The following is a 13,100-nucleotide window of genomic DNA, read 5'->3' on the forward strand; positions in this document are numbered from 1 at the left end:
GACCGCGCGTCATGTCGCTTCAGGAATTTTCATCAAGGTGTGACTGGGTGCAGCATCATTTCGCGGATTACCCCCGCCAGCTGGACGATCGCCTGCTCCTCCCGCTCGCCCCATCCCCATGAGGTATTGAAACGGAAAAACGGTGTCCAGATATTGGAGGTGGAAAACATCTTGCCGGGCGCAATGCTGATTTGATGGGTTAACGCCTTCTCACTCAACCGCCCCGCATCCAGCTGTTCAGGCAGTTCCAGCCATAAAAAGTAGCCGCTGTCGTTATGATGGATTTTGACGCCGGCAGGCATATGGCGCAAAAGCGATTGCCAGGCCTGCTGTTTGCGTTCAGCAAGCGTGCGTCGCAGGCGGCGAAGGTGGGCGTCGTAACGTTTGGTCGCCAGGTAATCCACCAGCGCCAGCTGCATGGGAGAACTGGTGGATAACGTACTCATCAGCTGCAACTGCTGAATACGGCGCGCATGTTTTCCCGCCGCCACCCAGCCAATACGAAAACCAGCCACCAGACACTTGGAGAATGAGGAGCAGTGCAACGTCATATCCTGCTTATCCCAGGCCTTTGCCGGAAGCGGCTTTTCGCGGCCAAAGTAGAGTTCGCTGTAAACATCGTCTTCAATCAGCGTGACGTTATGCCGGGTTAATAACGCCACCAGCTGAGCTTTCTTCTCTGCACTCAGCGTGAAGCCGAGCGGGTTCTGACTGTTGGTCATCAGCCAGCAGGCTTTCACCGGATAATCATTTAATGCCTGCTCAAGGGCACTGAGATCGATGCCCTCACGCACGTCAGTGGCAACCGACAGCGCTTTCAGTTTCAGACGTTCAAGCGCCTGGAGTGCGCCATAAAAACAGGGATTTTCAACGATAACCCAGTCCCCTGGTTCAGTCACAGCCTGCAAACTGAGGTTGAGCGCCTCAAGCGCACCCGCGGTGATCACAATTTCATCCGGGGAGATATTCATTCCCTGCTGAGCGTAGCGACGGGCAATGGCATGACGTAAGTCGACGTTACCCGGCGGCAGGTTTTCAATCACGCTCATGGCGGTAGCCGTTTTGCTGACGTTAGCCAGCGATCGGTTGAGTTGCTGAAGCGGGAAAAGGCGCGGATCGGGAAACGCCGAGGCAAAAGGGACAACGGAGGGGTCGCGGCTGGCCTGTAGCACGTCGAAGATATAGGTGTTGATGTCGACCACTTCATCGCGCATCACCTGCGCGGGCGGTGCAGGCTGGTGTGTGGTCGGGCGCGCGGCAACGTAATAGCCTGACTGCGGTCTGGCAACAATGCGCCCCTGACTTTCCAGCATCTGATACGCGTGGCCCACGGTCATAAAACTCATGCCGCTGCTTGCCACCTGCTCTCGCAGAGAAGGTAACTTATCGCCCGGCAACCATACGCCAAGCTCAATCTGCGAGATAATTTGTTGCGCCAGACGCTGGTATTTTTTCATCAGATTCTCCTTATTGCTGACAGTGTATATCAGCAGGAGAAAAAGAGAAGATTTTGCTAACTGTTATGGGAAACGCGGCAGATTACTTGCGGTACTCAGTAATGTGATTCTGAGCCGAACGCGCTGCGGCCAGGTGGTCGAGCGTGATCATTGGCGATTTGCAGAAAATGCATTTCGCGCCGAACGGATTTTTGTCAGACACATCAAAAGCTGAGGTGCGGTACTGCGAGCCATGACAGCATGGGCAGCGGAAATGGATATAAGAAGTCATAGGATTCTCCTGTAAACGTAAAAACGTAAATTACTCATGAGCCGATCAGGCAAAAAATGGTTCGATACAAAACTAATCGGAATGTAGATAAAGACCCAAGAGAGGCTGCGGAGAGGCACAACGTGATGAGAACTGCTTTATAAAACTACGTCAGATATTTATTTGGATTCAAAACCAGAAATCCATTAACGCATGTTGCTGGCGACAAAGCAAGCTGTTTAATGCGTAATAATCATAAAAAGAAATTTTTTATTCTTACTTGTTAGCTATATCAGCCAGATAAAGTTCACCTTTTCACACAACTGTTATAGGTAAATTATCAATTTCTGCTTCTGATATCTCATTCCCCCCCTCTTTATCATAACAGTACACCGTTTAACATTGAGGCAATGCATGTTTGGTCCAGATGCGTTTCATCTTGCGCGAATACAGTTCGCCTTTACCGTATCCTTTCATATTATTTTTCCGGCGATAACCATTGGCCTGGCGAGCTATCTCGCCGTGCTGGAAGGGCTGTGGCTGAGAACAAAAAATCCCGTCTGGCGATCGCTGTACCATTTCTGGTCAAAGATCTTCGCCGTCAACTTTGGGATGGGCGTGGTCTCCGGCCTGGTGATGGCTTATCAGTTTGGCACCAACTGGAGCGGGTTTTCGCAGTTCGCGGGCAGTATTACCGGCCCCCTGCTGACCTATGAAGTGCTTACCGCGTTCTTCCTTGAGGCGGGGTTCCTCGGGGTGATGTTGTTTGGCTGGAATAAGGTCGGGCCGGGGCTGCACTTCTTTTCGACATGCATGGTCGCACTGGGGACCCTCATGTCTACGTTCTGGATCCTCTCGTCAAACAGCTGGATGCAGACACCGCAAGGGTATGAAATCATCAACGGTCAGGTCGTTCCGGTGGACTGGTTTGCCGTGGTGTTTAACCCCTCCTTCCCTTACCGCCTGCTGCACATGTCGATAGCGGCATTTCTCAGCAGCGCACTGTTTGTTGGTGCCTCCGCGGCCTGGCATTTGCTGCGCGGAAACAATACCCCCGCTATTCGCACTATGTTCTCCATGGCGTTGTGGATGACGTTAATCGTGGCCCCAGTCCAGGCGCTGGTGGGGGATATGCACGGGCTTAATACCTTAAAACACCAGCCAGCGAAAATAGCCGCCATCGAAGGTCACTGGGAGAATCCGCCGGGTGAGCCTACTCCACTGCTGCTGTTTGGCTGGCCGGATATGGAGCAGGAACGGACCCGTTTTGGCCTGGAAATTCCCGCTCTCGGCAGCCTGATCCTGACCCACAGTCTCGATAAACAGGTTCCGGCATTGAAGGAGTTCCCAAAAGAAGATCGCCCGAACGCCACCATTGTCTTCTGGTCTTTCCGCATCATGGCCGGCCTGGGGATGTTGATGCTGCTCCTGGGCGTGACGGCAATCTGGCTGCGTTACAAACAGCGCCTTTATACATCACGTTCCTTCCTGTGGTTTGCCCTGCTGATGGGACCGTCCGGGCTGATCGCGATCCTCGCCGGATGGGTAACAACGGAGGTCGGCCGCCAGCCGTGGGTCGTCTATGGACTACAGCGTACGAAGGATGCGGTTTCCGCGCATGGCGATCTGCACATGAGCATCAGTTTGCTGGCCTTCTTCGTGGTTTATACCGCGGTATTCGGCGTGGGTTACAGCTATATGGTGCGTCTGATTAAAAAAGGGCCGCAGCCCCATGAATCCTTCGCGACTGAATCCGATGGCCGCCCTGCTCGTCCGCTTTCTGCCGTCACCACTGAATTTAAGGAGTAACCGTAATGGGTATCGATCTTTCCATTATCTGGTTCGTGATTATCGTTTTCGCCACGTTGATGTATATCGTGATGGACGGTTTTGATCTGGGGATAGGCATCCTGTTTCCGGCAACGCCGAATGCGGACGACCGCGACGTGATGGTCAACAGCGTGGCTCCCGTCTGGGATGGCAACGAAACCTGGCTGGTGCTTGGCGGTGCGGCCCTGTTTGGCGCCTTTCCTCTCGCCTATGCGGTTATCATCGACGCGCTAACCATTCCACTGACAATAATGCTGATCGGGCTTATATTTCGTGGGGTCGCCTTCGAATTTCGCTTCAAGGCCACTCCGGCGCACCGCCCGTTCTGGGATAAGGCCTTTATTGGCGGGTCAATTGTGGCGACCTTCAGCCAGGGCATCACCGTCGGTGCGGTCATCCAGGGGTTCAGCGTCACCGGTCGAGCTTACAGCGGTGGTCCGTTTGACTGGTTTACCGCGTTCAATTTTTTCTGCGGAGCGGGTCTTGTGGTGGCTTACGCGCTGTTAGGATCAACGTGGCTGGTAATGAAAAGCGAAAATGCCCTGCAAAAGCGGATGCGTCAGCTATCGAAAGTGCTTCTGCCCCTGCTTCTGGTATTCATTGCGATAATCAGTATCTGGACCCCTCTCGCCCAACCAGCCATTGCTGCGCGCTGGTTTACTCTGCCGAATCTGTTTTATCTGCTGCCTGTTCCTGCGCTGGTTGCGATCCTGAGTCTGTGCCAGTGGCGCTGCCTGCACGATCCTGCGAGCCATACCCTGCCGTTTATCATGACGTTAGGGCTGGTTTTTCTTGGCTTTAGCGGGCTTGGGATCAGCATCTGGCCGCATATCATCCCGCCGGACATTACCCTCTGGCAGGCCGCTGCGCCAGCCCAAAGCCAGGGCTTTATGTTAGTGGGTGCACTGTTGATCATTCCCGTGATTCTGGTCTACACCTTCTGGAGTTATTACGTTTTTCGAGGAAAAGTACAGCATGGGGAGGGTTATCACTGATGCAACAACCTGTATGGAAACGTTTGATGTGGCTTGCCATCATCTGGGGCGGCAGCGTCCTGGCGCTGGCCTGCGTAAGTATGCTCTTTAAAATGCTGATGGCCGCAGCTGGATTTAAATCGCACTAACTCGCTGACCGGGCGCGCCGCCGCCCGGTCCCTTCCCGCATTTTCAGATAAACCCCATTAACACCCAGGAGGGTATGGTTACACTGAAAAAATATTTACAGCATTGATAGTTTGAGAAGAAAAATGAAAAAGCTCGCGGCAGTAAGTTTAATCAGCCTTGTACTGGCTGGATGCGTTAATCCTGGTAAAGCCTCCGTTCAGACCGATCAGTTAGAGAATCACCGTTTCGTTCTTGAAAATGTGGATGGCAAAGCAGTCAAAGGCGGGAAAACGCAGCCTGAAATTCGCTTCAGTGCGCAACCCAATATCAGCCTGATTAACAACATTGTCGTCTCCGGCACAATGTGCAACGGCTTCAACGGCCAGGGTAAACTGTCCGAAGGAGAGTTGACGGTCAAAACGCTGGCAATGACGCGGAAACTCTGCACCGAGCCGCAGCTAAATGAACTGGATCAGACCATCGCCGATATGCTAAGCACAGGCGCACAGGTAGACCTGACCGAAGACCAGTTAACGCTGGCGACAGCCAATAAGACATTGATGTTTAAGCGAGTTGAATAACTCAGTAGCTTCCGCACGAACCAACGGCAAGCGACTGCTCACTACAGCGTTTGCCATTTGGCAACGCGCACATGCCGATGGCTGAGCCGTCGAGCTGACGGGCAACGGAGAGTGAACCGCCGATCATTGCGCAGTTGGCCTGACCTGAACTGGACATAGCCGCTCGCATACCCGGCGTAACGTGTGCCGCTGTCGCCTGCTGTACTGGTTCATTGCTGCATGCCGACAACAGTAACGCGGCACATCCGACCCAAAATGCTGAACGCATACCTTCCTCCCCATAATTAACGCGAAACCTATGCATAATAGGCATCACGCGCCGCATCGTCGAGAGCGGATGTGCGTATTTATGCGCCCTGGTAACAATTTCTCGCAATTTTTTAACGCGAATAGCCTTCGAGTCATTGATACAGCGCATACCAAGGACACAAAAGCGAAAATCGTAAAACCTGAGCTTTGCTAAAATACACAGATAATATTCAGGGTCTGTCGTCGTTTTACAGACCCCTCTTTTTGCGCAATGTAAGGGTGTTGTCCTATGCAAACTATTGACGGCAATGGTGCAGTCGCGTCTGTTGCGTTTCGTACCAGCGAAGTGATCGCCATCTACCCCATCACTCCCAGCTCCACGATGGCTGAACAGGCTGACGCCTGGGCTGGTAATGGGATAAAAAACGTCTGGGGCGATGTCCCGCGGGTTGTTGAGATGCAGTCCGAAGCCGGGGCCATTGCCACCGTGCATGGTGCGTTGCAGACCGGTGCCCTGTCGACCTCGTTTACGTCGTCTCAGGGGCTGCTGTTGATGATCCCCACGCTTTACAAGCTGGCAGGGCAATTAACGCCGTTTGTGTTGCACGTTGCCGCACGCACCGTAGCCACTCACGCTCTTTCTATTTTTGGCGACCACTCAGACGTGATGGCCGTGCGTCAGACCGGCTGCGCTATGCTCTGCGCCAGCAGCGTACAGGAAGCACAGGACTTCGCGCTGATATCGCATATCGCTACGCTGAAAAGCCGAGTGCCATTTATTCATTTCTTCGATGGTTTTCGCACGTCCCACGAGATCAACAAAATCGTTCCACTGCCGGACGACACCATTCTCAATCTGCTGCCGCAGGCTGACATCGATGCGCATCGCGCTCGCGCCCTCAATCCGGAACATCCGGTGATCCGGGGTACCTCTGCGAACCCGGATACCTATTTCCAGTCCCGCGAGGCGACAAACCCGTGGTACAACGCGGTGTATGAGCACGTTGAACAGGCGATGGACGATTTTGCCGCTGCGACGGGCCGCGAATATAAGCCGTTTGAATATTACGGTCATCCGCAGGCCGAGCGCGTGATCGTCCTGATGGGCTCTGCCATCGGCACCTGCGAAGAGGTGGTCGATGAGCTGCTGACGCGTGGTGAAAAAGTTGGCGTGCTCAAAGTTCGCCTCTACCGTCCCTTCTCAGCGAAACACCTGCTCGCAGCCCTACCGGACAGCGCGCGTGCCGTGGCAGTACTGGACCGCACCAAAGAACCTGGCGCACAGGCTGAGCCACTTTATCTGGATGTGATGACCGCACTGGCTGAGGCGTTTAACCGCGGTGAGCGCGAAACGCTGCCGCGCGTCATTGGCGGGCGTTATGGATTGTCTTCAAAAGAGTTCGGGCCGGAGTGCGTCCTTGCGGTATTTGCTGAACTGCGCGAGGCAAAACCGAAGCCGCGCTTTACGGTCGGCATTTATGATGACGTGACTAACCTTTCTCTCCCTTTGCCGGAAAACACCCTGCCCTCGAATGCGAAACTGGAAGCGCTGTTCTACGGTCTGGGCAGCGACGGCAGCGTCTCGGCGACCAAGAACAACATCAAAATTATCGGCAACTCTACGCCGTGGTATGCGCAAGGATATTTCGTCTACGACTCCAAAAAAGCGGGCGGACTGACCGTCTCCCACCTGCGCGTCAGCGAACACCCGATCCGCTCGGCATACCTGATTTCTCAGGCGGATTTTGTTGGCTGTCACCAGCTCCAGTTCATTGATAAATATCAGATGGCCGAGCGCCTGAAGCCCGGCGGTATTTTCCTGATCAACACCCCTTACAGCGCCGACGAGGTCTGGGCACGCCTGCCCCAGGAAGTGCAGGCAGTGCTTAACCAGAAACAGGCGCGCCTGTATGTCATTAACGCCGCGAAGATCGCCCGCGAATGCGGCCTGGCGGCGCGTATCAATACGGTTATGCAGATGGCGTTCTTCCACCTGACCAATATTCTGCCGGGCGACAGCGCGCTGATGGAACTCCAGGGGGCGATCGCCAAAAGCTACAGCAGCAAAGGTCAGGAACTGGTTGAGCGCAACTGGCAGGCGCTGGCGCTGGCCCGCGAATCGCTGTTCGAGGTGCCGTTGCAGCCGGTCAATGCCAGCAGTCCGAACCGGCCGCCAGTGGTGTCTGACGCCGCCCCGGATTTCGTCAAAACCGTCACGGCGGCGATGCTTGCCGGACTGGGAGATACCCTTCCCGTCTCTGCGCTTCCGCCTGACGGCACCTGGCCGATGGGCACGACCCGCTGGGAAAAACGCAACATTGCCGAAGCGATCCCTATCTGGAAAGAAGAGCTGTGCACCCAGTGCAACCACTGCGTGGCGGCCTGCCCGCACTCGGCCATTCGCGCCAAAGTGGTGTCACCAGAAGCGTTAGATGGCGCACCGGAAAGTTTGCACTCGCTGGATGTAAAATCCCGCGATATGCGTGGTCAGAAATATGTACTTCAGGTGGCGCCGGAAGACTGTACCGGCTGTAACCTGTGCGTCGAGGTGTGCCCGGCGAAAGATCGTCAGGACCCGTCAATCAAAGCCATCAATATGATGTCGCGTCTTGAACATGTTGAAGAAGAGAAAGTGAATTATGATTTCTTCCTCGACCTGCCCGAAATCGATCGCAACAAGCTGGAACGCATTGACATTCGTACCTCGCAGCTCATCACCCCGCTCTTCGAGTACTCCGGGGCGTGCTCCGGCTGCGGCGAAACACCGTATATCAAACTGCTTACCCAGCTTTACGGCGACCGGATGCTGATTGCCAACGCGACGGGCTGCTCGTCGATCTACGGAGGTAACCTGCCGTCCACGCCGTACACTACCGACGCAAACGGTCGCGGCCCGGCGTGGGCAAACTCGCTTTTCGAGGACAACGCAGAATTTGGTCTGGGATTCCGTCTGACGGTCGATCAGCACCGCGCCCGCGTAATGCGTCTGCTGGCACAGTTTGCCGATAAGATCCCGGCAGAACTGAATGATGCCCTGCATGCGGAGGCCACACCTGACGTTCGTCGTGCGCAGGTTGCTGAACTGCGCCACGCGCTTCAGGGTGTTGAAGGGGCTGAACAACTCCTGACTGATGCTGACGCGTTGGTTGAAAAATCTATCTGGCTGATCGGCGGCGACGGGTGGGCCTACGATATTGGTTTCGGTGGTCTTGATCATGTCCTGAGCCTGACCGAAAACGTCAATATTCTGGTGCTCGATACTCAGTGTTATTCCAACACCGGCGGACAGGCCTCGAAAGCAACGCCATTGGGGGCGGTCACGAAATTTGGTGAGCACGGCAAGCGCAAGGCGCGTAAAGATTTGGGCGTCAGCATGATGATGTATGGGCACGTCTACGTCGCGCAAATTTCGCTTGGGGCGCAGCTCAACCAGACGGTGAAAGCCATTCAGGAGGCGGAAGCGTATCCAGGCCCGTCGCTGATCATCGCCTACAGTCCGTGTGAGGAGCATGGCTACGATCTGGCACTCAGCCACGACCAGATGCGTCAGCTCACCGCAACCGGCTTCTGGCCACTGTACCGCTTTGACCCGCGCCGTGCCGATGAAGGGAAATTGCCGTTGGCGCTGGATTCGCGTCCGCCGTCAGACGCCCTTGCCGAAACCTTACTTCAGGAGCAGCGTTTCCGCAGGCTGAACGCCCAGCAGCCTGAAGTAGCAGAGCAGCTATGGAAGGATGCGGCAGCGGATCTTCAGAAGCGTTATGACTTTCTGGCGCAACTGGCAGGAAAAGCCGAAAAATCGACCAGTGAATAACCTGTATGCCCGGCTTGTCCGGGCATTTTTTTGCTATAAAAAAGCCCGATGCACGTGCACCGGGCGAATCCAGAAGATCGGTGAAAATTGCCTCAATGTTCTGAACAATATTCACGTGAATTATGGATGAAATAATCTTAAAGGCATATAACGGCGTGGAGATTACCTTGTTTTCCTCGTAATTAATAATTTTTATTTTGTATTGATTATAATAATCCATTCATGACGTTTATCATTATTTCAACCGCATCATTTAGTTTAGATTTTACTTAACCCGTAACAATTATATTTTATTCATCCGCCGCCAGAGTGATTTAGCATGGGACACCTTTCCAGCCCGGAAAGTTCACTAAGCGATAAAAAAATAACTGCAAAGGAATAATCAAAATGCAAAGAAAAGTACTGGCACTGATGATCCCCGCTTTGTTAATGGCTGGAGCCGCTCACGCAGCTGAAATTTATAATAAAGACGGCAATAAACTGGATCTGTATGGCAAAGTAGATGGTCTGCATTATTTCTCTGACGACGCGTCTAAAGATGGCGATCAAACCTATATGCGTCTGGGTTTTAAAGGTGAAACCCAAATCAACGACATGATGACCGGCTTCGCCCAATGGGAATACAACATTCAGGCAAACAACACCGAAGGTTCTGACAATCAGTCCTGGACGCGTCTGGCCTTCGCGGGCGTGAAGGTGGGCGATTACGGCTCCTTCGATTACGGCCGCAACTATGGCGTCCTGTACGACGTTGAAGGCTGGACCGATATGCTGCCAGAATTTGGTGGCGACTCTTATACTTATGCCGATAACTTTATGACCGGTCGTGCAAACGGCGTGGCGACCTACCGTAACACCGACTTCTTTGGTCTGGTGCAGGGTCTGAACTTCGCGGTGCAGTATCAGGGTAATAATGAAGGCAGCAACTGTGACGAGTATGGCTGCTCTCAGGAAGGCACTAATAACCGTTCAGATAACAACATTCGTAATCAAAACGGTGATGGCTTCGGTATCTCCACCACCTATGACTTTGGCATGGGCTTCAGCGCGGGCGCGGCATATGCGTCATCTGACCGTACCAACGATCAGGTTAGTGCTGGCACTGGCGCAGCATCTCAGTATGCAGGTGGCGATAAGGCGGATGCATGGACTGCCGGCCTGAAATATGACGCTAACAATATTTACCTGGCGGCAATGTATTCCGAAACCCGCAATATGACCCCTTATGGTTCAACCGATAGCCAAGATGGCGGCGGTATTGCAAACAAAACCCAGAACTTCGAAGTCACCGCACAATATCAGTTCGATTTCGGTCTGCGTCCGGCCATTTCCTATTTACAGTCTAAAGGTAAAGACCTGGGCAATGGCCAGGACGATAAAGACCTGGTGAAATATGCTGACGTCGGTGCTACCTATTATTTCAACAAAAACATGTCCACCTATGTTGATTATAAAATCAACCTGCTGGATGAAGATGATTCATTCTACAAAAACAATGGCATCGGTACGGATGACATTGTAGCGTTAGGTCTGGTTTACCAGTTCTAATCCCGTTAGCCCGCAGCGATCTGCGGGCTAGTTTTCATCGCTGTTTCGTCTGTTCTTTACGGAAAGAGAGATAGCCAAATACCCCGCTGTCGCCATCCATAGGGTGATTTACTCCATCCATTACCGCCACTTCCGGGAAGTCGAATGGCGTGACATTTTCCAGACAGGCGACATTCACACCATATTCATTGGGATTGGAACGTCGTTGGTGGAACGTGTAAATACCGCAAATCGAACAGAAGAAATGGCGCGCCGTGCCGGTGTTGAAACGGTACTCTGTGAGCGTGTCCGCGCCCTGCGTCACCTTAATGCCCGTCAAAGGCGCTGAAACCACGACCGCCCCACGCATCCTGCAAAACGAGCAGCTACATCGACGTGCGGTATTCAGGCCGTCCGTCAGCTCAACCGTAAATTTCACCGCCCCACAATGACACTGTGCATGACGAATGTCAGCCATCGCTTATACCCCTTTTCTCACTAACTCAGCCGCTTTTAAAAAGACCTCATCTTCGACACCATCCCCCTTCTGCCTGCCGAGCCTTACCAGTTCATCGACAATACTTTCACGGTTGATGATCTTCTGGGATGAAACCAGCCCGATAACGGCGGCACCAATCGCCAGCCCAACTAATCCTGTCTGCTCGTCTTTATTTTTCATAGAAGCGCTCCCTTGTCCCCCTCAAAAGCGTAGCAGGAGAACTGTAAAACGCGCTGGTACGCGGGAATGAGATCCGTGCTTTATCTCACCCGTTCATCCGGCAAAAAAGGGATGGATTCTGAGCGGTTATCAGACGACGTTGATGAGGATAACGTGAATAGCGGTGCGCGTAGAGAGGCCGTAATGGGTGTTAAAACCGCCTTCGTAAAGGCGGTTGGTCATTACTCTGGATCTTTATCGCCTGATTCAGGCGCTGAGCCAGGATCATCTTTCGGTTTTCTTCCATCCTTTTCCGGGTTATCCGGGCTGGGATTATAATCAGGATGGTCACCATGAACGGGACGGTCAGTCATTTTCACCTCCGTTTTTTACTGCGTAAGCTGTAAGTGTAGACAACCCTTCAGTCTTAACCAAACTTCTCCTGTGGGGCTCATTTGTAAATCGTGCTGGCATTCGGCGCTGCAATCCGTACCATACACGACACACTTTCGCATGCTGGTTTTTACCGGTAGCCGCAAACCCGTCTTTTATCGCTAACCAGATGGGGCACGTAAATGCGCAGATGGTGTATGAAATCTATGCTACATGGATAGAAGAGATGAACACGAAGCTGACGCTTTGAAATCGTTTTCCTCACCCTGTGCCCCATTTGAGATCTGAGTAACGAATAGATGCAACAAAATCAAGAGATTAACAAGAAAGAACAGTACAACCTGAATAAGCTACGCTGATTTTGTTAACTCATTGATTGCTTTCGTTTTGTCAATTTATTCAATTAGTTAAAGCATAGCAGTTTCTCCCTAAAGCTACCCAGTAATACATTTTTAATGCCCTTTTTTTGCCCCTATTCCTCAGTTTTGCCCCTAAATTTGCCCCTAACTTTAGCCAGTGTGCCCTCCTTTTTCTCCCTGCCATATACTTTCAGTCTGACTGACTGGAGGTTTCTATGTGTGGACGTTTTGCACAAGCACAAACCCGTGAAGAATATCTGGCTTACCTGGCTCATGAAGCCGATCGCGACATCGCATACGACCCGGAACCCATTGGCCGGTACAACGTCGCGCCCGGTACCAAAGTTCTGTTGCTGAGCGAACGAGACGAACAGTTGCACCTCGATCCTGTCCTGTGGTCATATGCGCCCGGGTGGTGGGATAAGCCGCCACTGATTAACGCTCGCATCGAGACGGCGGCCACCAGCAGAATGTTTAAACCTCTCTGGCAGCATGGCCGGGCGATATGCTTCGCCGACGGATGGTTCGAATGGAAGAAGGAAGGCGACAAGAAACAGCCTTACTTCATTCACCGGGCAGATGGTCAGCCCATTTTCATGGCAGCGATCGGCAGTACGCCATTTGAGCGTGGTGATGAAGCAGAAGGTTTTCTGATTGTGACGTCTGCAGCTGACAAAGGACTGGTCGATATTCACGACCGACGGCCACTGGTTCTGTCACCGGAAGCAGCACGAGAATGGATGCGTCCTGGTGTAGGAGGGAACGAAGCTGAAGGATTAGTTGCCGACGGGACAGTGTCCGCCGACATGTTTATCTGGCACGCCGTTACGCGTGCCGTGGGGAATGTTAAGAACCAGGGGCCGGAACTAATCGAGGCAG

The 13,100-nt window shown here is 53.0% G+C and carries 13 protein-coding genes and 1 pseudogene; 8 read left to right on the top strand and 6 right to left on the bottom strand.

Annotated elements, in window-relative coordinates; all coding sequences use genetic code 11:
* Nucleotides 1–32: 32 nt before the first annotated feature.
* Together ACOTZD_RS14900 and ACOTZD_RS14905 are read right to left on the bottom strand one after the other, a co-directional pair.
* Complete coding sequence (locus ACOTZD_RS14900) at nucleotides 33–1,457, bottom strand: PLP-dependent aminotransferase family protein (protein WP_174402384.1); 1,425 nt, start codon at nucleotides 1,455–1,457, stop codon at nucleotides 33–35.
* 82 nt (nucleotides 1,458–1,539) lie between these two features.
* Nucleotides 1,540–1,728: a hypothetical protein gene (locus tag ACOTZD_RS14905; RefSeq protein WP_003856945.1), complete on the bottom strand. Its 189-nt coding sequence runs from the start codon at nucleotides 1,726–1,728 to the stop codon at nucleotides 1,540–1,542.
* A gap of 393 nt (nucleotides 1,729–2,121) precedes the next feature.
* Here ACOTZD_RS14905 and ACOTZD_RS14910 point away from each other — a divergent pair, with 393 nt between their 5' ends.
* The 4 genes from ACOTZD_RS14910 to hslJ all read left to right on the top strand — a co-directional run bounded on the left by ACOTZD_RS14910 (nucleotide 2,122) and on the right by hslJ (nucleotide 5,221).
* Complete coding sequence (locus tag ACOTZD_RS14910) at nucleotides 2,122–3,516, top strand: cytochrome ubiquinol oxidase subunit I (RefSeq protein ID WP_003856944.1); 1,395 nt, start codon at nucleotides 2,122–2,124, stop codon at nucleotides 3,514–3,516.
* Between the two features lie 5 nt (nucleotides 3,517–3,521).
* Entirely contained in the window at nucleotides 3,522–4,532 is a 1,011-nt protein-coding gene (gene cydB, locus ACOTZD_RS14915) for a cytochrome d ubiquinol oxidase subunit II (RefSeq protein WP_023314215.1), read from the top strand.
* Nucleotides 4,532–4,660 (top strand): DUF2474 domain-containing protein, encoded by a 129-nt coding sequence (locus ACOTZD_RS14920; RefSeq protein ID WP_017693358.1) that lies wholly within the window; start codon nucleotides 4,532–4,534, stop codon nucleotides 4,658–4,660. Before cydB ends, ACOTZD_RS14920 begins: the two co-directional genes overlap by 1 nt.
* A gap of 123 nt (nucleotides 4,661–4,783) precedes the next feature.
* Nucleotides 4,784–5,221, top strand: coding sequence for a heat shock protein HslJ (hslJ, locus tag ACOTZD_RS14925; RefSeq protein WP_061856078.1), 438 nt, complete (start codon nucleotides 4,784–4,786; stop codon nucleotides 5,219–5,221).
* 1 nt (nucleotide 5,222) lies between these two features.
* Here the strand turns inward: hslJ and ACOTZD_RS14930 are convergent, their stop codons facing one another.
* Nucleotides 5,223–5,489, bottom strand: a complete 267-nt coding sequence (locus tag ACOTZD_RS14930) for a DUF333 domain-containing protein (protein ID WP_003856935.1) — start codon at nucleotides 5,487–5,489, stop codon at nucleotides 5,223–5,225.
* A gap of 270 nt (nucleotides 5,490–5,759) precedes the next feature.
* Here ACOTZD_RS14930 and nifJ point away from each other — a divergent pair, with 270 nt between their 5' ends.
* Both nifJ and ompC read left to right on the top strand, forming a co-directional pair.
* Nucleotides 5,760–9,284 (top strand): pyruvate:ferredoxin (flavodoxin) oxidoreductase, encoded by a 3,525-nt coding sequence (nifJ, locus tag ACOTZD_RS14935; protein WP_045336352.1) that lies wholly within the window; start codon nucleotides 5,760–5,762, stop codon nucleotides 9,282–9,284.
* A gap of 387 nt (nucleotides 9,285–9,671) precedes the next feature.
* Nucleotides 9,672–10,832, top strand: a complete 1,161-nt coding sequence (ompC, locus tag ACOTZD_RS14940; RefSeq protein WP_003856933.1) for a porin OmpC — start codon at nucleotides 9,672–9,674, stop codon at nucleotides 10,830–10,832.
* A 34-nt stretch (nucleotides 10,833–10,866) separates the two neighbouring features.
* Here the strand turns inward: ompC and ACOTZD_RS14945 are convergent, their stop codons facing one another.
* The 3 genes from ACOTZD_RS14945 to ACOTZD_RS14955 all read right to left on the bottom strand — a co-directional run bounded on the left by ACOTZD_RS14945 (nucleotide 10,867) and on the right by ACOTZD_RS14955 (nucleotide 11,843).
* Entirely contained in the window at nucleotides 10,867–11,289 is a 423-nt protein-coding gene (locus tag ACOTZD_RS14945) for a GFA family protein (protein WP_022651250.1), read from the bottom strand.
* Between the two features lie 3 nt (nucleotides 11,290–11,292).
* A complete protein-coding gene (locus tag ACOTZD_RS14950; protein WP_003856931.1) occupies nucleotides 11,293–11,490 on the bottom strand; it encodes a hypothetical protein in 198 nt (65 codons plus the stop codon).
* A gap of 221 nt (nucleotides 11,491–11,711) precedes the next feature.
* Nucleotides 11,712–11,843, bottom strand: a complete 132-nt coding sequence (locus ACOTZD_RS14955; protein WP_255301129.1) for a hypothetical protein — start codon at nucleotides 11,841–11,843, stop codon at nucleotides 11,712–11,714.
* 71 nt (nucleotides 11,844–11,914) lie between these two features.
* On the opposite strand from ACOTZD_RS14955, the pseudogene ACOTZD_RS14960 reads away from it, so the two are divergent.
* Together ACOTZD_RS14960 and ACOTZD_RS14965 are read left to right on the top strand one after the other, a co-directional pair.
* Nucleotides 11,915–12,112, top strand: a pseudogene (locus ACOTZD_RS14960) (tyrosine-type recombinase/integrase); the annotation flags it as partial.
* A gap of 324 nt (nucleotides 12,113–12,436) precedes the next feature.
* On the top strand, nucleotides 12,437–13,100 hold a 664-nt coding region (locus ACOTZD_RS14965), incomplete at its 3' end, for an SOS response-associated peptidase (RefSeq protein ID WP_421636335.1).

This window comes from Enterobacter cloacae complex sp. SHL022, assembly GCF_049237785.1.
In the GTDB taxonomy this organism is placed as follows: Bacteria; Pseudomonadota; Gammaproteobacteria; order Enterobacterales; family Enterobacteriaceae; genus Enterobacter; species Enterobacter hormaechei_C.